General features: G+C 68.3%; 12 protein-coding genes, 1 tRNA gene and 1 pseudogene. 8 read left to right on the forward strand and 6 right to left on the reverse strand.

Annotated elements, in window-relative coordinates:
- Positions 1–48: 48 nt before the first annotated feature.
- The 4 genes and pseudogenes from H531_RS0102750 (at position 49) to H531_RS0102765 (ending at position 4409) form a co-directional block, all read left to right on the forward strand.
- On the forward strand, positions 49–363 hold the full coding sequence (locus H531_RS0102750) for a hypothetical protein (RefSeq protein WP_022797836.1): 315 nt from the start codon (positions 49–51) through the stop codon (positions 361–363).
- Positions 347–1393, forward strand: a complete 1047-nt coding sequence (galT, locus tag H531_RS0102755) for a galactose-1-phosphate uridylyltransferase (protein ID WP_022797837.1) — start codon at positions 347–349, stop codon at positions 1391–1393. The genes H531_RS0102750 and galT overlap by 17 nt, the downstream gene beginning before the upstream one ends.
- A pseudogene (gene glpK / locus H531_RS15070) lies at positions 1390–2899 on the forward strand (glycerol kinase GlpK). Before galT ends, glpK begins: the two are co-directional and overlap by 4 nt.
- The gene (locus H531_RS0102765; RefSeq protein WP_022797838.1) at positions 2871–4409 is read left to right on the forward strand and encodes a glycerol-3-phosphate dehydrogenase/oxidase; all 1539 of its coding nucleotides are present in this window, start codon (positions 2871–2873) and stop codon (positions 4407–4409) included. The pseudogene glpK and the gene H531_RS0102765 overlap by 29 nt, the downstream one beginning before the upstream one ends.
- Here the strand turns inward: H531_RS0102765 and ftsH are convergent.
- On the reverse strand, positions 4406–6250 hold the full coding sequence (ftsH, locus tag H531_RS0102770; protein WP_022797839.1) for an ATP-dependent zinc metalloprotease FtsH: 1845 nt from the start codon (positions 6248–6250) through the stop codon (positions 4406–4408). The genes H531_RS0102765 and ftsH overlap by 4 nt on opposite strands.
- A 114-nt stretch (positions 6251–6364) precedes the next feature.
- On the opposite strand from ftsH, the gene H531_RS0102775 reads away from it, so the two are divergent.
- Complete coding sequence (locus H531_RS0102775) at positions 6365–7054, forward strand: metallophosphoesterase (protein ID WP_022797840.1); 690 nt, start codon at positions 6365–6367, stop codon at positions 7052–7054.
- 200 nt (positions 7055–7254) lie between these two features.
- On the opposite strand, the gene H531_RS0102780 is transcribed toward H531_RS0102775, so the two are convergent.
- Positions 7255–7329 (reverse strand) — tRNA-Val (locus H531_RS0102780).
- Positions 7330–7394: 65 nt separating this feature from the next.
- Here H531_RS0102780 and H531_RS0102785 point away from each other — a divergent pair.
- Genes H531_RS0102785 through H531_RS0102795 form a run of 3 tightly spaced genes read left to right on the forward strand, consistent with a single transcriptional unit; the run spans position 7395 to position 11114 of the window.
- Positions 7395–9878 (forward strand): CBS domain-containing protein, encoded by a 2484-nt coding sequence (locus tag H531_RS0102785; protein WP_022797841.1) that lies wholly within the window; start codon positions 7395–7397, stop codon positions 9876–9878.
- A complete protein-coding gene (locus tag H531_RS0102790) occupies positions 9853–10458 on the forward strand; it encodes a zinc metalloprotease (protein ID WP_022797842.1) in 606 nt (201 codons plus the stop codon). The genes H531_RS0102785 and H531_RS0102790 overlap by 26 nt, the downstream gene beginning before the upstream one ends.
- Positions 10455–11114, forward strand: coding sequence for a site-2 protease family protein (locus H531_RS0102795; RefSeq protein ID WP_022797843.1), 660 nt, complete (start codon positions 10455–10457; stop codon positions 11112–11114). Before H531_RS0102790 ends, H531_RS0102795 begins: the two co-directional genes overlap by 4 nt.
- Positions 11115–11116: 2 nt before the next feature.
- Here H531_RS0102795 and nfo read toward each other — a convergent pair whose 3' ends face one another.
- From nfo to ileS, 4 genes are all read right to left on the reverse strand, one after another.
- Positions 11117–11941, reverse strand: a complete 825-nt coding sequence (nfo, locus tag H531_RS0102800) for an endonuclease IV (RefSeq protein WP_022797844.1) — start codon at positions 11939–11941, stop codon at positions 11117–11119.
- Positions 11941–12447: a septal ring lytic transglycosylase RlpA family protein gene (locus tag H531_RS0102805; RefSeq protein WP_022797845.1), complete on the reverse strand. Its 507-nt coding sequence runs from the start codon at positions 12445–12447 to the stop codon at positions 11941–11943. Before H531_RS0102805 ends, nfo begins: the two co-directional genes overlap by 1 nt.
- Positions 12448–13485: a M24 family metallopeptidase gene (locus H531_RS0102810; RefSeq protein ID WP_022797846.1), complete on the reverse strand. Its 1038-nt coding sequence runs from the start codon at positions 13483–13485 to the stop codon at positions 12448–12450.
- Between the two features lie 165 nt (positions 13486–13650).
- On the reverse strand, positions 13651–16782 hold the full coding sequence (ileS, locus tag H531_RS0102815; protein WP_022797847.1) for an isoleucine--tRNA ligase: 3132 nt from the start codon (positions 16780–16782) through the stop codon (positions 13651–13653).
- Positions 16783–16925: the final 143 nt, after the last annotated feature.

Below are 16925 nucleotides of genomic sequence, written 5' to 3' on the forward strand. Positions count from 1 at the left end.
TCCAGGACGGGAAGGGAGCCCTCTACCGGGAGGGGCAGTACCTCTACCTTGCGGCCTGGCCTCAGGAACGCCCTCCGCACCGCGCTGCACCGCCTCTGGCTCATGGGAAACGTCCACGTGGACCCCGACGTGGCCTACTTCCGCACGCGCTTCAACCTGCTCAAGCCCGAGGAGATGCGCCTCCAGGAGGCCCTGGCCCACCTCACCGGCTTCAAGGCCACCTCGGACCCCCCTGCCTGGCTTTCGCCGGAGGAGGGGGAGCGCCTGGAGGCCTTCCTTGCCCAGGAGGTCCCGGCGCGGCGCCTTGGCCCTTACCGGTTTAGGGTAGGGGAGGATGAGGTGGATTATGCTGCCCTTTTATAAGCGCCTCCACAGGAAGGCCGACGGGAGGGAACTCCTCCTCTACAGCCTGAACCCCCTCGAGGACCCCCCTCTCCCGGAGCCCGCCGAGCCCTTCCGCCCCGCCCCCCACCTCCGCTACCACCCCTTGAGGGGGGAGTGGGTGGTCTATGCTGCCCACCGCCAGGAGCGCACCTTCCTTCCCCCCAAGGAGCACTGCCCCTTGTGCCCGAGCCGGGAAGGGGGCTTTCCCACGGAGATCCCCTTCCCCTCTTTCCAGGTGGCCGTCTTTGAGAACCGCTTCCCCTCCTTCGTGGAGGAGGCCCCCCCGCCCCCAGAGGGCCTCCCCGTGCCCGCGGGGGAGGCTTTGGGCCGGTGCGAAGTGGTGGTCTACACCGAGGCCCACGCGGGCAGCCTGGCCACCCTTTCGGAGGAGGAGCGCCTTCTTCTTGCCTATGTGTGGCGGGACCGGTACGAGGTCCTCTACGCCCTTCCCGGAGTCCGGTTCGTTATGCCCTTTGAGAACCGCGGGGAGGCGGTGGGGGTCACCCTCCACCACCCCCACGGGCAGATCTACGCCTATCCCTTCATTCCTCCCGTGTTGGAAAGGGAAAGTCGTGCCTTCCGGGAAGGCCCGGTGCTCCTGGAACTCCTCCCAAGGCTTGGCCCTTATGGGGTGGATGAGGAGGAGGGCTTCCTCGCCTTCGTGCCCCCCTTTGCCCGCTATCCCTTTGAGGTCTGGGTGGCGCCCCGGGAAAGGCACCCCGGCCCCTGGACCTTCTCGGAAGGGGAGATGGCGGCCTTCGCCAGGCTTTTGGGCCGGGTGGTGGCCCGCTACGACGCCCTCTTCCGCGAGCCCTTTCCCTACGTCATGGTCTTCCACGCCGCCCCCTTGGGGGAGGAGCGCACCTTCCACTTCCACGTGGAGTTCTACCCTCCCAGGCGTACCCGGGATAAGCTCAAGTTCCTGGCGGGGACGGAGCTTGGGGCGGGCACCTTCGTGGTGGACGCTCTGCCCGAAGACACCGCGCAAAGGCTTAGGGAGGTTCTATGAAGTACCTGCTTGCCCTGGACCAAGGCACCACCTCGAGCCGGGCCTTCCTCTTCACCCTGGAGGGGAGGCCCGTGGCGGGGGCCCAGCGGGAGGTCCGGCAGCTTTACCCCAGGCCGGGCTGGGTGGAGCACGATCCCCTGGAGCTTTGGGAGACGACCCTCTTTGCGGCGCGGGAGGCCCTTAGGAGGGGCGGGGTGGAGGCGGGGGAGGTTGTGGCCCTGGGGCTCACCAACCAGCGGGAGACCACCCTCGTTTGGGACCGGAAAACCGGGGAGCCCCTCTATCACGCCCTCGTGTGGCAGGACCGGAGGACGGCGCCCCTTTGCGAGGCCTTGAGGGCGAGGGGCCTCGAGCCCCTCTTCCGGGAGCGGACCGGGCTCCTCCTGGGCCCCTACTTCTCGGGGACGAAGCTCTTATGGCTCCTGGAGAACGTGCCTGGGCTAAAGGCGCGGGCGGAGCGGGGGGAGGTCCTCTTCGGCACCGTGGACACCTGGCTCATCTGGCGGCTCACCGGGGGCAGGGTCCACGCCACCGACCCCACCAACGCGAGCCGGACCCTCCTCTTCAACCTCCACACCCTGGCTTGGGACCCAGATCTTCTTGAGGCCCTAAGGATCCCCGCCTCCCTCCTTCCCGAGGTGCGGCCCTCGGACGGGGACTTCGGGGAGACCCTTCCCGAGCTCCTCGGGGCTTCCCTTCCCATCCGGGGGGTGCTGGGGGACCAGCAGGCGGCCCTCTTCGGGCAGGGGGCCCTGGGAGAGGGGGAGGGGAAGTGCACCTGGGACCGGGGCCTTCCTCCTCCTGAACACGGGGGAAAGGCCGGTGCCCTCGCAAAGGGGCCTCCTTACCACGGTGGCCTGGAGCCTTGGGGGAAGGGCCACCTACGCGTTGGAGGGGAGCGTCTTTGTGGCGGGGGCGGCGGTGGGGTGGCTCAAGGAGGTGGGCCTCCTCCGGGAAAGCGGGGAGGTGGAGGCCCTGGCGGGGAGCGTGGCGGACGCGGGGGGGGTGTTCTTCGTGCCCGCCTTCACCGGGCTTGGCGCCCCCCACTGGGACCCCTACGCCCGGGGGGCCATCCTGGGCCTCACCCGGGGGACCACGCGGGCCCACCTGGCCCGGGCGGCCCTGGAGGGGGTGGCCTTCTCCGTGCGGGACGTGGTTCTGGCCATGGAGGAGGAGGCGGGGCTTAAGCTCAAGCTCCTGAAGGCGGACGGCGGCATGGCACAAAACCGCCTCTTCCTCAAGCTCCAGGCGGACCTCCTGGGGGTGCCGGTGGCGGTGCCAGAGGTGACGGAGACCACCGCCTTGGGGGCGGCCCTCATGGCGGGGGTGGGGGCGGGGGCGCTCTCCTTGGGGGAGGTGCCCGCCCTTGGGCGGGAGGCGGGAAGCTTCTTCCCCGAGATGCCCCAAGAGAGGCGGGAGGCCCTCTACCGCAGGTGGCGGGAGGCGGTGGAAAGGGCCAAGGGCTTGGCCAGGGAGGATGAGGATGGACCGGGAAGCCCTCTTTGAACGCCTGAAGGAGCCCTTTGACCTCCTTGTTCTGGGGGGCGGGGCCACGGGGGCCGGGGTCCTGTGGGAGGCCACCCTGAGGGGCCTCAAGGCCGCCTTGGTGGAGGCCAGGGACTTCGGCGCGGGGACGAGCTCCCGCTCCACCAAGCTCCTCCACGGGGGGGTGCGGTACCTGGAGCTCGCCCTGAGGCGCCTGGACCGGCGCCAGCTTAGGCTGGTGGTGGAGGCCCTCCAGGAGCGCAAGGTGGTCCTGGGCCTCGCCCCCCACCTGGCGCGGCCCCTCACCCTGGTCACCCCCCTCTTCCGCCCCCTGGAGCTCCCCTATTACTACCTGGGCCTCAAGCTCTACGATCTATTGGCGGGGAAAAGGCGCCTCGCCCCAAGCCGCCTCCTTCCCCCCGAGGCGGTGCGCCGCCTCTTTCCGGAGCTGCCTCCCACCCTGGGCGGGGTGGCCTACCAGGACGGGCAGTTCGCCGACTTCCGCTTGAACCTGGCCCTTGTGCTCTCGGCCCTGGAGCGGGGGGCGGTGGCGGTGAACCACGCCGAGGCCACGGCCCTTCTCCTGGAGGGGGGAAGGGTGCGGGGGGCGGCGGTGCGGGACAGGCTTTCGGGCAAGGAGGTGGAGGTGCGGGCGAAGGTGGTGGTGAACGCCACCGGCCCCCTGGCCGACCGGGTGCGGCGTCTATTGGACCAAGATCTCCCCCCCCTCCTCACCCCCTCCAGCGGGGCCCACCTGGTGCTGGACTACCCCTTGGAGGCGGGCCTCCTCCTGCCTAAGACGCGGGATGGCCGGGTCCTCTTCCTCCTGCCCTACCGGGGGATGGCCCTCCTCGGCACCACCGACCTTCCCGCCGAGCCCACCCCCTGCCCCCCCCCCCGGGAGGAGGAGGTGGCCTACCTCCTGGAGGAGATCAGGCCCTACCTGGGGGACCTCTCGGGCCGGGTGCGGGCGGCCTGGTCGGGCCTGAGGCCCCTGGTGGGGAAGGGGGAGACCAAGCTCCTCGTGCGCGACCACTACCTGGAGGAAAGGCAAGGCCTCTACACCCTGGTGGGGGGAAAGTGGACCACCTTCCGCCGCATGGCCCAGGACCTGGTGGAGAGGATCGCCCAAGACCTGGGCCTTTCCCTTCCCCCCTCTCCAAGCCACGCCACCCCCCTCCTTGGGGCAGGGCCCAAGCCCCCCCTTCCCCTCCCCGAGGAAAGGGCCCGGCACCTCTACGAGACCTACGGGACCCTGGCGGGGGAGGTCCTGGCCCTGGGGGAGAGGCCCCTTCTCCCCGGGCTTCCCTACCTGGAGGGGGAGGTGGTGTGGGCCGTGCGACGGGAGCTTGCGAGGAAGCCCTTGGACGTGCTGGCCCGGAGGATGGGTCTCGCCCTCCTGGACCGGGGGAAGGCCCTGGAGGCCTTGCCCCGGGTGGTGGAGCTCATGGCGCCCCTTTTGGGCTGGGGCGAGGAGAGGAAGCGGGCGGAGCTGGAGGAGGCCCGGGCGCTCTTGCCTGGACTTTGCTAGCTTTCTTGGCTCCGTTCCACGGGGATGGTCTCCTTCAGGATGGCCCGGACCCTCTCCCCAGGGATGGTCTCCTCCCGGAGAAGCTCCTCGGCGATCCGGTGCATGGCCTCCCCGTGCGCCAGAAGAACCTGACGGGCTTTGGCGTAGGCCTCGTCTAGGATTTTGCGGATGTCCTCGTCAATGAGCCTGGCCGTCTCCTCGGAATGGTCCTTTTTCTTGGCGATCTCCTCGCCCAGGAAGATGGGTCCCGAGTCCGAGCCCCAAGCGATGTTCTTGAAGTGCTCCCCCATGCCCCAGTCCAGGACCATCCGCTTGGCGAGCTGGGTAGCCCGCTTGAAATCGTCCTGGGCCCCGGTGGTGACGGTGCCCGTGAAGAGCTCCTCCGCTACCCGCCCCGCCATGAGGACGGCCAGCTCGTCCATGAGGTGGTCCTTGGAAACCAAGACCCGTTCCTCGGGCTTGCTCCATCTTGCTCCCAGGGCCATGCCTCGAGGGACGATGGAGACCTTCTCTGTTTTGTCGGCATGGGGCAGCACCTCCCCCACCACCGCATGCCCCGCCTCGTGGTAGGCCACGGCCCGCTTCTCTTCCTCGGAGAGCTTTAGGGCGGAGCGCTCCAGGCCCAGGACGATCTTGTCCAGGGCCTTGAGGAAATGGTCCTTGCGGACCCTCCTTTCCCCTTCCCGGGCGGCGAGGAGGGCGGCCTCGTTCACCAGGTTTTTGAGGTCGGCCCCCGAGAAGCCCGGGGTAAGGTGGGCGAGCTCCAGGGGATCCACGTCTTCCGCGATGGGCTTGTTCCGCATGTGTACCCGCAGGATCTCCTTCCGCTCCTCCAAGGAGGGGAGGCCGACCACCACTTGACGGTCAAAGCGCCCCGGCCGGAGCAGGGCGGGGTCCAGGATGTCGGGGCGGTTGGTGGCGGCCAGAACGATGACCGAGGTGTCCTTTTCAAAACCGTCCATCTCCGAGAGGATTTGGTTCAAGGTCTGCTCCCTTTCGTCGTGGCCGCCCCCGATGCCCGCGCCACGTTTTCTGCCGATGGAGTCTAACTCGTCAATGAAAATAATGCTGGGCGCGTTTTTGCGGGCGTCCTCAAAGAGGCTCCGAACCCGGCTTGCCCCCACCCCCACGAACATCTCCATGAACTCGCTCGCCGAAACGGAAAAGAAGGGTACCCCCGCTTCCCCCGCCACCGCCCGGGCGAGGAGGGTCTTCCCGGTGCCCGGGGGGCCCACCAGGAGAACGCCCTTTGGGATCTCCGCCCCGAGCTCTAGGTACTTTTTGGGGTTTTTTAGAAAGTCCACCACCTCCATAAGCTCCCGCTTGGCCTCCTCGTGTCCGGCCACGTCCTTGAAGGTGGTGCTTACGCGCTTCTCCTTGCCGTAAAGCCGGGCCCGGCTCTGGCCGAACTGCATCACCTGGCCTGCCCCGCCCTGGGCCCGCATGAAGAAGAACCAGAAGAAAAGGATGAGGAGCAGGGTAGGGCCGATGTAGAGGAGGACCTGGGGCCAGAGGGAAGGGGGTTTGGTGACGATCCTGACCCCGTTGCCTTCCAGGAAGCGAAGGAGTTCGGGGTCTTGGACCTGGGCCGGAGGCAGGGGGACCTGGAAGCGCCGGGAAACCCGCTCCCCTTGGGGGGTAAGGAAGCGTTCGGGCTCCTTGAGGAGGCCTTGGATGCGGGTTTCTTCCAGGGTGACCTCCGCGACCTTACCCTGGCGGACCAGGTCTCGGAACTCCGTGTAGGAAAGGGTGGGGGCGGGGGGACCGGTGAGGGTGGTGTAGGCCAGGTAGCCCAGAAGGAGCACGAAGACTAGGGTGAAGGGGTTGATTCGGTGTGGCAACGTCTACCTCCCTTGCCCCATGGTAGCGCCTTCCCGGTGAGAAGAGGGTAAGCCCACCAACCCTATCCTGGGTTGCCCGGAGGAGGCCCCCCATTTTGGGGTACGCTAGGGCCCATGCGGGTCTTCGCCATCGCCGACCCCCACCTTTCCCGCGTGCGCCCGAAGCCTATGACCATCTTCGGGCCCGCTTGGCAGGGGCACCCCGAGGCCTTCTTCCGGGGCTGGCGCGAAGTGGTGGGCCCGCAGGACCTGGTCATTGTGGCGGGGGACATCTCCTGGGCCATGCGCCTTTCCGAGGCCCTTCCTGACCTCATGGACCTCTCGGCGCTTCCCGGAGAGAAGGTGCTGCTTAAGGGCAACCACGATTACTGGTGGCCTTCCATCAGCCGGCTCCGGGCGGTCCTGCCGGAAGGGATGTACGCCCTGCAAAACGATGCCCTGGTGCTCAAGGGGGTCGCGGTGGCGGGCACCCGGGGTTGGGAGTACCCTCCCAAGACCCCCGAGGACGAGCGGATCTTCGCTCGCGAGGTGGAGCGGCTGGAGCTTTCCCTGAAGGCCGTGAGGGCAAGGCCTTACCGCCACCTGATCCTCGCCTTCCACTTCCCGCCCTTTGGCCCGGGGGGAGAGCCGACCGCTCTTTTGCAGAAGGCGGTGGAGGCGAACCCGGAGGCCATCGTCTACGGCCACCTCCACGGTGCGGACCCCGAGCGCCTTCCCAAGGCCTATAACGGCATTCCCCTTCACCTGGTGGCGGCGGATGTCCTGGGGTTCCGGCCCAAGCTTGTGCTGGAAACCGGAGATTAGGGGTCATACCCCTCCATGCGGACCCAAGTCCGCATGGGGGCCCCGGTGGAAAGTTCCCGCGAGGTTTTGGCTAAGAGCGCAGGAACCAAAGCATAAGGGCATTACCGGCGCCCCCTGGGCCAAGGCCCGGGGGCGGGCGGATGACCCTCCAAACGCTTTCCCCCCACGGTAGCGTGGGGGGAAGCTTTGTGTCCTGGACTTGGTGGGCGGCGTAGGACTTGAACCTACGACCTCTCGCGTGTGAGGCGAGCGCTCTTCCGCTGAGCTAGCCGCCCTCAGCCTCCATGAAGGTTAACACGGGGCCGTGGGGCCTGTCAACGCAGGGCGTAGGATGAGACCTGTGAGGGTGGTGGCGGCCCACGAGAACCTAGACTTTGACGCCTTGGGTGCCATGGTCCTTGCGGGGCGGCTCTTTCCGGGGAGCCTGCTCGCCCTGGTGGGGGGCCTCGAGGGCCCCCTCAAGGAGATCGCGCCCCTCCTCGAGGACCGCCTGGACCTGGTGCCGGCCTCGGAGATCCCGCTGGACAGGGTCTCCGAGGTGGTCCTCGTGGACAACGCCCGTCCCGAGCGCATCGGGCCCTTAAAGGCCCTGGTGGGCCGGGTACCCTTCCTGGTCTACGATCACCACCCCAGGACCCCCGGGGACGTGCCCGCGGTGGGGGGGCGGGTGGAGCCGGTGGGGGCCACGGTGAGCCTCCTGGTCCCCCTCCTTTGGGAACGGGGCCTGGCCCTGACCCCTCTGGAGGCCACCCTGGCCTACGCCGGCCTCTGGGAGGACACCGGGGGCTTTAGCTTCCCCTCTACCACGCCCTTGGACCTCGAGGCCGCCCACCGCCTGGCCCTCATGGGGGCGGAGATCCCCAGGGTACGGGAGTGGGTCCGCCCCCACCTCGGAGAGGAGGCCAGGGGCATCCTTAGGGCCCTCCTAAGGTCCGCGCGGGTGGTGGAGGTGGAAGGGTTCCGCCTGCTCCTCGCCCGGGCTAGGGAGGAGGGGTACGTGCCCGCCCTGGCCCCCCTGGCCCACACCCTTTTGGACCTCTATGAGGCGGAGGGGGTACTCCTGGTCCTCCGTCTGGGCCGGGAGGTCCTCCTCATCGCTCGGAGCAAGGACCGCCTGGACGTCGCCCGCTGGCTTGCCCAGGTGGGAGGCGGGGGGCACCCTCGGGCGGCCTTCGCCCGGGTGAAGGGGGAGCGGGAGGCGGTGAGGCGGCTCCTGCAAAGCCTCTCCCGCCATTTGGAGCCCGAGCCCACCCTTAAGGAGGCCATGACCGCCCCGGTGGAGGTGCTTTCCCCCACCACGGTGCGCGAGGCCCTGCGCCTTCTGGAGGAACGGGGCTACGGGGCCATGCCCGTGGTGGTGCCCCTGGAGGGGGAAGGGGTCAGGGTCTTGGGCCTGGCCCGCAGGCGGGACCTGAGGAGGGCGGAACGCTTAGGCTTTTTGGGCCATCCCGTGGAGGGGTTCCTCGCCCGGGCCCTGGTCCTTCCCCCGGAGACCCCCCTTTCCCAGGCCGAGGCCAGGCTTAAGGAGGGCGGGGGTCGGGTCCTGGTGGGCGAACGGGTAGGGGAGGGGTGGCGGCTTCTCGGCATCTTCACCCGCACCGATCTCTACCGCAGACGGCCCGCCCCCGAGGCCCCCTTGGGGCAGAGGGTCCTCGAGGCCTTGCCCGAGGGGGCCAGGCAGGTGGTCCTGGCCCTGAAGGAGGCCTTTCCCCAGGGGGTCTATCTGGTAGGGGGAGCGGTGCGGGACGCCCTTTTGGGGCGGTCCGGGCCGGATCTGGACCTGCTTTTGGAGCCTGGGGTGCGGGTGGAGGAGGTGGCCCGCTACCTGGTGGCGCGCTTCGGGGGAAGCTACGCCCTACACTACGCCTTCGGCACCGCAAGGGTGCGACTTCCCTTCGGCCTCACCGTGGACCTGGCGGAAAGCCGGGAGGAGGTCTACCCCTACCCCGGGGCCCTGCCCCGGGTGCGCCCCGCCCCCATCCCCAAGGACCTGGAGCGGCGGGACTACACGGTGAACGCCATGGCGCTTTCCCTCGCCACCCTGGAGCTTCTGGACCCCCACGGGGGGCTTTCGGACCTTAAGGGGCGCCTCCTGCGCCCCCTACATCCCCTCTCCTTCGTGGAGGACCCGAGCCGCATCGTCCGAGGGGCGCGGCTTGCCGCCAGGCTTGCCTTTCGCTTCGCCGAGGAGGCCCTGAAGGGCCTCCCCCCGGCCCTCCTTCCCGAGGTCCTGCGCACGGCGAGCAAGAGCCGTCTTCGGGACGAGCTCCTTCTCACCCTGGAGGAGGACACCTTCTTTGAGGCCCTGGCCCTCCTCGAGGCCCTGGGCGCCCTTGGCCCCTTGTACGGTCTCCGCCTACCCCCGAGGGATCCCTTTGCCCGGCTGCGCCCACCCCAGGAGGGCTCGGCCAAGGCGCTTCTGGAGGCCCGGCTCCTGCTCCTGCTCTACTTTCAGGAAGCTCCCCTAAAACGGGCTCAGGCCCTCGCCGTGCCCCGGCGCTTAGGGGAAGCCCTGGACCTCCTCCTGCGGGTGGGCCAGGGTGCGGCCCTCGAGGACCCCGAGAGGGAGGCCTTGGGGAAGGAGCCTTTAAGGAGCGCCTTTCTTGCCCTTTTCCCCGAGAAGGAATCCTGGCTTCTGGAGAAGCGCCGCCTCCTTAAGGGGCGGGACCTCCTGGCCATGGGCCTGAGGCCCGGGCCCAGGGTAGGGGAGATCCTAAGGCAGGTGGCCGAGGCCAGGAATCGGGGCGAGGTGAAGACCTTTGAGGAGGAACTGGCCCTAGCCCGTAGACTGATGGGCGATGGGACTCTTTCCTCTCCTCAATGACCCCCCGGTCTTCCTGGTGACCTTTGCCTTGGCCGTTTTGGGCCTCCTCCTTCACAACCTTTTCCAGGCCTACCTGGCGGACCGCTACGGGGAGGTCGCTCCCCGGCGCTACGGCTTCCTCTCCTGGGACCTCCGGGTCCACCTGGAGCCCTTGGGCCTGGTCCTCCTGCTCCTTTTGGGCTTCGGCTGGCCCCGCTTCGTGCCCACAAACCTTCCCGGGCGGAAGGGGGTCCTGGTGGCCCTGATGGGGCCCTTGGGCTTCTTCGCCGCCGCCTTCCTCTACGGCCTCCTGGGCCGGTTCCTGTCCTATCCCTTCGGGGAGGGTCTCCTCGAGGCCCAGCGCCTCATGCTCCTTCACGCCGCCATTTACCTATTCCCCATTCCCCCCCTGGACGGGGCTCGGGCGCTTTACGCGGTGGGAGGCCTCGAGGCCCGGCGCTTTTTGGATCAGGTTTCGGCCCTGGGCCCCGTGGGCTTCCTCCTCATCTTTTTGGTGCTTTCCTACGCCGGGGTCACGGGCTCCGTGGTAGCGGGGCTTTCTGGCCTCCTGGACGCCCTCTACCGGGTATTCGGCCTATGATCGCCCTTTTGCACCAGGATCCTTTGGCCTTCCTCCTCGCCTTCTCGGCCCTCCTCTTGAGCCTTAGCCTCCACGAGTGGGCCCACGCCTACGCCGCCTACCGCTTCGGGGACGAGACCGCCCGGCGCTTAGGCCGCCTCACCCTAAACCCCTTGCACCACCTGGACCCCTTGGGCACGGTGCTCCTCCTCCTTGTGGGCTTCGGCTGGGCCAAGCCGGTGCCCGTAAACCCCATGGCCTTCCGCCGCTACCGCCTGGGGCTTTTCGTGGTTTCCGTGGCCGGCATCGCCGTCAACCTGGCCTTGGCCGCCCTCTTTGCCCTTCTGGTGCGGGGACTTTTCGCCCTGGACCCCTGGGGCGTGGCCCAGGCCTTTCGGGGAGAGGCGCACACGGCCACGGGGGTCCTGGCCCTGGGCCTCTTCTTCGCCAGCAGCCTCAACCTGGTCCTGGCGGTGTTCAACCTCCTGCCCATCCCCCCTCTGGACGGTTCCAAGATCCTGCAAAGCCTTCTTCCCCTCGCCTGGCAGCCCCTGCTTTGGCGGCTGGAGCAGTACGCCTGGCTCTCCTTCCTCCTCCTCCTCACCGTGCTCCGGGGGCCCGTCCAGGAGGTGCTGGGCTTCGCCCGGCGGGTCTTTTTCGGCGTGTTTTTCGGCTAGCCCTACCCCTGGGGGGCGGCCTCCGCTAGCCAGCCCCGGAGAACCCGGAGGTTCCACGCGTCCTCCTCGGGGCCCCTCGGGGTTTCCAGGATGAAGATCCGCCCCCGGAACCGGGGGTCCAGAAGCACCCCTTTGAGCCCCTCCCCGATCCTCCCCTTCAGGAGGTGGGCGTGGTGGTCCACCCGGCTTCCCAGGGTCCCCACAGAGTCATTCAGGTGGACCACGGGCACCCGGTCCAGCCCCAGGGTCCGGTCCAGCTCCGAGAGCACCCCTCTGGGGTCCCCCCTTACGTCGTAGCCCGCGGCGAAGGCGTGGCAGGTGTCCAGGCAGGCCAGGAGGGGGGTGTCCTCGAGGAGCCAGGCCAGCTCCTCAAAGCGGCTTCCCACCTTCTCCCCACCCCCCGCGGTGTTCTCCAGGAGGAGCCTCGGCCTCTCCCGCACCCCGGCGAGCCGGAGGGCCCGTAGCGCCCCCTCCTTGACCCTTTTGGGGTTCCCCGAGCCTGGGTGGACCACCACGTACTCCACCCCCAGGAGGGCGGCCTTCTCCAGGTCGTCGGCGAGGCTCATGACGCTCTTTTCCCAAAGCTCCCCCTCCGCTCCCAGGTTCACCAGGTAGGAGGCGTGGACCACGGCGGGAAGCTCCCCGGCCGCTTCCCTAAGGGCGCGGAAGGCCTCCACCTCCAGAGGGGTTAGGGATCGGGTCTTCCAGCTCCTGGGGCTTTTGGCGAAGATCTGGAAGGCGGAAAGGCCCAGGCCCATGGCCTCCTCCACCGCCCCGGCCACCCCCTTCTTCCCCGCGATGGAGAGGTGAAAGCCGTAGCGCACCATCAGTCCTCCAGGACCTCGAGGCGCACCCGGGTGGCCGAAAGGGCGCCGATGGCCTTGGCCGCGGCGTAGGAGAGGTCAATGATGTACCTTCCCCCGAAGGGCCCCCGGTCGTTGATGCGCACCACCACGCTTCGGCCGTTCCTCAGGTTGGTGACCCGTACCCGGGTGCCGAAGGGCAGGCGGGGGTGGGCGGCGGTGAGGGCGTGCATGTCGTAGACCTCGCCGCTTGCGGTTCTTTTGCCGTGGAAGCCGGGGCCGTACCATACGGCAAGGCCCTCCTGGAGAACGCGGCCCGGCTTCCAAGGAGCCTTTTCCTGCCCTACCCGGCGGTACACGAGGACCTGCCCTGGGTAGATGCGGTCCGAGGTAAGGCCGTTCAGGCCCTTGAGGGCCTCCACCGTAAGCCCGTGGGCCCGGGCGATGCGGTAGAGGGTATCCCCCTGCCTCACCGTGTAGGTCTGGGCCAGGGCCAGGAGGAGGAAGGGCAGGAAAAAGGCCAGGCGCATTCACACCTCCCGATAACCCCGGGGGAAGCGGGAGAGGAGTTCTGGGCCCTCCTCGGTAAGGAGGACGAGCTCCTCGAGCCGCACCCCCCCCACCCCGGGCAGGTAAACCCCGGGCTCCACGGTGACCACCATGCCGGGTTCCAGGACCTCCTCCGTGTAGGGGGAAAGGCCCGGGCCCTCGTGGACGGCGAGGCCTACCCCGTGGCCCAGGGAGTGGACGAAGTAGCGGTCCAGGCCGTAGCCCTTGAGGACCTCCCGGGCCAGGGCGTCCACTTCCTTGGCCGCCTTCCCCGGGGAGAGGGCCGAAAGGGCGGCCTCCAGGGCCTCCTCCACGGCCTGAAAGGCCCGGCGTAGCTCCTCCGCCACCTTCCCCAGGGCCAGGGTACGGGTCATATCCGAGTGGTACCCCTCCACCTTGGCCCCCAGGTCCAGGGTGACCAACTCCCCGGCCTGGAGGCGCTTTCCGGAGGCCCCCGCGTGGGGGAGAGCCCCCCTTTCCCCCGAGGCGACGATGGGGGGGAAGGCCACCCCTTCGGCCCCCCGCCTTTTCAGGAAGAACTCCAGCTCAAGGGCGATCTCCCGTTCCTCCACCCCGGGCTGAAGGAGGGGAAGGACGTGGTGGAGGGCCTCCTCCGCCAGGGCCTGGGCCCGGCGGATCCGCTCCACTTCCTCCGGGGTCTTCCTCAGCCTGAGCCTCTCCACCACCCCCTTGGTGGGCACCCATTCCACCGGGGCGAGCTCCCTCAGGCGCTCCAGGGCGGCATAGGGGAGGTGTTCTGCCTCAAAGCCCACCCGCCCGCGAAGCTCCCTCAGGAAGGCCTCGCGCTCCTCCCGCTTGAGGATCCGGGCGGGGATTCGGCTTTCCCGTTCGGCCTCCGGGTAGCGGGGGTCGGTGAGGAGGAGGGCTCCTTCCCCCGTGACGAGGACTTGGGCGTCCTCGGGGTGGGGGAAGCCGGAGAGGTAGCGCACGTTTTCCGGGCGGGTCACGTAAAGGGCGTCCAGCTCCAGGGGTTCTAGGAGGGTCTGGGGTTCCCGCACGGAGGCACTATACCCCTGGCCCCACCCCGCGGTAAAGCGCCGCTTGGGCTCGGCGCCTTCGGGTGTAATACCACCCCATGCGGGCTTGCACCCGCATGGGGGCCCCGGTAGAACGTCCCCTCGAGGTTTTGGCTAGGCAGGAACCAAAAGCAAAGGGTGTAGGGGCTATTCCACCTTGGCCAGATGGAAGACCGCCCGACCTTCCTCGTCCTCCACCCGTACCTCGTGCCCCCCAAAAAGGCCCTCCCCGAACTCCCGCGCCAGGACCTCGGAGGCGATCCACTCCCCGTGGCGCTTGAGGGCCTCGAGGTAGGGGCCTTCCGCCTCGTAGCCCACCCGGATGCGGTCCGAGACCTTGAGCCCCACCTCCTTGCGGGCCTGCTGGAGGAGGCGGATGAGGTCCCGGGCGAGGCCCTCTAGCCTCAGGGCCTCCGTGACCCGCACGTCCAAAGCGGCCACATACCCGTCCTTCTCCAGGGCCTGGTACCCCTCGGGGGCCTCCGCCTCCAGGAGGACCTCCTCCGGGAGGAGGCGGATCGCCTCGCCTTCCACCTCCAGGGGGATGGCCTCCCCCCGGAGGGCCAGGGCCGAGGCCCGCTCCCTTTCCCTTTCCAGGGCCTCCCGGATCTTGGGGACAAGCCGGCCGTACTTTTTCCCGAGGAGCTTGAGGTTAGGGAGGACCCGGTGGCGGAGGACCTCCTCCCCCGGCTCCAGCACCCGCACCTCCTTTACGTTCAGCTCCTCGGCGATCTCCTGGGCGAAGTGGCGGAGGCCCTCCCGCTCCAAGGCGGTGGGAGCGGTCAAAAGAAGGAGGGGGAGGGGGGTCCGGGTCTTGACCCCGCTTCGGGCGCGGGCGGCCCGGGCCAGCTCCACTACCTTGAGGACCGCCCGCATCTTGGCCACCAGGGCCTCGTCCACGAGGGCGGGGTTTACCTCTGGCCAGTCCGCGAGGTGGACGCTCTCCTTGGCCTCAGGGTTTAGGCTTCGCACCAGGTTTTGCCAAAGCACCTCGGCCAGGAAGGGCGTAAAGGGGGCGGTGAGGGTGGCCACGAGGACCAGGGCCTCGTAGAGGGTGGCGTAGGCCGACTCCCGGTCCAGGGCGTCCTCGTTCTTCCAGAAGCGGCGGCGGTTCCTGCGGACGTACCACTGGGAGAGGTCCTCCACCACGAAGTCCCTTAGGGCGCGGGCGCTCGTGGTGGGGTCGTAGGCCTCGAGGGCCTCCGTTACCTGCCCGATCAGGTCCTGCATCCTTGCGAGGAGCCAACGGTCCATCTCGGGCCGCTTCCCGGGGGGCGGGGGGCTCTTGAGGTCCGGCCGGTCCAGGTTGGCGTAGGTCACAAAGAAGCTGTAGACGTTCCAAAGCGTGAGGAAGTAGTCCCGCACCGTCTCCCGCACCAGGTTAGGCCCGAAGCGCCGGTCGGCCTCGGGGGGTGCGGAGACGTAGATGTACCACCTTAGGGCATCCGCCCCGAACTCCCGGAGGATCTCCCAGGGGTCCACCACGTTCCCCTTGGATTTGGACATCTTCTGCCCCTTCTCGTCCAGGATGAGGCCGTGGCAGATCACGTTTTTAAAGGCGATGGAGCCGAAAAGCATCACCCCGAGCTGGTGCAGGGAATTGAACCAGCCCCGGGTTTGGTCAATCCCCTCGGCGATGAAGTCGGCGGGGAAGCTCTCCTGGAACTCCTCCTTGTTTTTAAAGGGATAGTGGAGGGAGGCAAAGGGCATGGCCCCCGAGTCGTACCAGACGTCAATCACGTAGGGCACCCGGCGCATGGTCCCGCCGCAGGCGCACCTCAGCTCCACCCGGTCCACGTGGGGGCGGTGGGGATCAAAGGGCTCGGGGAGGGGGCCCGTGGCCCGCTCTTTTAGCTCCTGGAAACTCCCCATGGCCTCCTCCTTGCCGCAGGCTTCGCAGACCCAGATAGGCAGGGGGGTCCCCCAATACCGGTTGCGGCTTAAGGCCCAGTCCACGAGGTTCTTCAGCCACTCCCCGTAGCGGCCTTCCTTGATGTGGGGGGGTACCCAGCGGATCTCCTCGTTCTTCTTGAGGAGCTCCTCCTTAAAGCGGGTATTCTGGATGAACCAGGTCTCCGTGGCGTAGTACATGAGGGGGGTAGAGCAGCGCCAGCAGTGGGGATAGCTGTGAAGGTAGCTTTCCTCCTTGAAAAGGAGCCCCCGCTGCCTCAGGTCCTTGAGGATGGCCCGGTTCGCCTCCCGGAAGAACAGGCCCCTAAAAGGCTCCACCAGGAGCTTGCCCTCCTCGTCCACCGTCTTCAGCAGGGGGAGGCCGTAGGCCCGGGCCGTCTCCAGGTCCTCGGCGCCGAAGGCGGGGGCCTGGTGGACGACGCCGGTGCCGTCCTCCCGGCTCACGTACTCGGCCAGGACCACGAAGTACCCTTTCTCCACCTCCTGGGGGTAGGGGGGCGCGTAGGCCAGGCCCTCCAGGGCCTTGCCGGGAAAGGTCTTGAGGACCGGAGCCCCTTCGCCGAGAAGCTTCCTCCCAAGCCCCTCCTCCAGGAGGAGGGCTTCTTCCCCCACCTGGAAGGCGGCGTAGGTGTACCCGGGGTGCACGGCGGCCGCCACGTTCCCGGGCAGGGTCCAAGGGGTGGTGGTCCAGATGAGGAGGCTCGCCCGCTTGAGGCCAAGCCTTTCGGGTGCCTTCAGGGGGAGGCGCACGTAGACCGAGGGGTCGGTGATCTCCTTGTACCCTAGGGCGAGCTCGTGGGAGGAGAGGGGGGTGCCGCACCGGGGGCAGTAGGGCACCACCTTGTGATCCCGGTAGAGGAGCCCCCGGTCAAAGAGGTTCTTGAGGCTCCACCAGAGGCTCTCAATATAGGAGGGCTGTAGGGTGGCGTAGGCGTTCTCCAGGTCTACCCAGTAAGCGAGGCGCTCGGTGAAGGCCTCCCACTCCTTTTCGTAGGTGAAGACGGACTCGCGGCAGGCCTGGTTGAAGCGCTCAATGCCGTAGGCCTCAATCTCCCTTTTGCTCTTGAGCCCGAGCTTCTTCTCCACCTCCAGCTCCACGGGAAGCCCGTGGGTGTCCCACCCTGCGCGCCTTGGCACGTAGTAGCCGCGCATGGTCTTGTAGCGGGGGAAGAGGTCCTTGTAGCTTCGGGCCTGGGCGTGGCCCACGTGGGGCAGGCCATTGGCCGTGGGCGGGCCTTCATAGACCGTGTACCGGGGGCCTCCCTTGCGGGCCTCCACGCTCTTCTGGAAGATCCGGTTGGCCTTCCAAAAGGACAGGACCTCCTCCTCTAGCCTCGGGAAGTTGGGCTCGCCGACCTCCTTGAACATCCGCCACCTCCTAGCAAAACGCCCGCGCCCTTGGGCGCGGACGAAAGCGTGCGCTTCCGCGGTACCACCGCGCTTCCTGGGGTAACCCCCAGGCCCTCATTGAGGCGCTATCACGGGCGCCGCCCGGCGGGCATTACTCGGGC

Origin of the sequence: Thermus islandicus DSM 21543, from assembly GCF_000421625.1 — a bacterium.
Classification (GTDB): Bacteria; Deinococcota; Deinococci; order Deinococcales; family Thermaceae; genus Thermus; species Thermus islandicus.